Here is a 1,223-nt window from a genome sequence, read left to right on the forward strand (position 1 = left end):
TCGTCGAACAGCGTCTCGCCGTCGACCATGTGCGCTTCGACGGTGTCCATGTCCAGCGTCACGCCGAGGCCCGGCTTCTCCGGAATCTCGATGTACCCGTCCTCGATGACCGTCTCCTCGACGAGGTCGCCCCACCAGCCCAGCTCGTAGGAGTGGTATTCGACCGCCAGCGAGTTCGGAATCGCCGTGCCGACGTGTGCGGAGGCCATCGTCGCCACCGGCGACGAGACGTTGTGCATCGCGACCGGCACGTAGTACTGGTTCGCCACGTCTGCGATCTTCTGCGTCTCGCGCATTCCGCCGACCTTCGGCATGTCCGGCGCGACGATGTCCACGGCCTGCTTTTCGATGAGGCGGCGCAGTTCCGTCACGCGGTAGCGGTTCTCGCCGACCGTGATGGGCGTGAGCGTGGACTTCGTGACCTCCTCCTGCACGTCGAGGTTCTCCGGCGGGACGGGGTCTTCGAGCCACCACACGTCGTAGTCTTCGAGCGCGGCCGCGAGCCGCTTTGCGCTGCCGCCCGAGAACGTCCAGTGGCAGTCGAACGCCACGTCCGCCTTGTCCTTGACGCGCTCTGTGACCTTCTCGACGATTTCGGCCTTGTGCCGAATCTCACCGGGTCGCAGGTGGCGGTTCGCGCGGTCCTTCTCGAAGCCCGACGGCACGTCGAGGTCGAACTTGAGCGCGTCGTAGCCGAGTTCGTCGACCACGCGCTCTGCCTCGTCAGCGCACGCTTCGGGGTCGGCCTCCTCTTCGGTATGACAGTCGCAGTAGACCCGCACCTTGTCGCGGTACTTCCCGCCGAGAAGCTGATAGGCGGGGATGTCGAGAATCTTGCCCGCGAGGTCGTGCAGCGCGATTTCGATGCCCGCGATGGCGGTGACCGTGACGCCCTCGACGGAGCCCTCACCGGACATCTTCTGGACGAGGTGCTCGTACAGACGGTCGATGTCGAGGGGGTTCTCGCCGATGACGAACGGCTTCATGCGCTCGATGAGTTCGGGGACGCCCGCGCCCCAGTAGGCCTCACCGGTGCCGACGATACCGGCGTCGGTGTAGATGCGGACGAGCGTCCACGGGAAGTTACCGTCGACCATCGTCGTCTGCACGTCGGTGATTTCGACATCGCGACCGCCGCCGCGCTTGGCCGTCACGCCCATCGTCTCCGCCGACAGCTCCCGCATCGTGTACTCCGCGTTCGGATCGTGCAACTCCGCGTAGTT

At 65.6% G+C, this 1,223-nt stretch carries 1 protein-coding gene; it reads right to left on the minus strand.

Annotated elements, in window-relative coordinates; translation table 11 throughout:
- Positions 1-1,223: mandelate racemase/muconate lactonizing enzyme family protein (locus NKF06_RS20605; RefSeq protein WP_253246463.1), on the minus strand; the 1,223-nt coding region annotated here is incomplete at both ends.

Source organism: Haloferax sp. AB510 (assembly GCF_024136985.1).
Classification (GTDB): Archaea; Halobacteriota; Halobacteria; order Halobacteriales; family Haloferacaceae; genus Haloferax.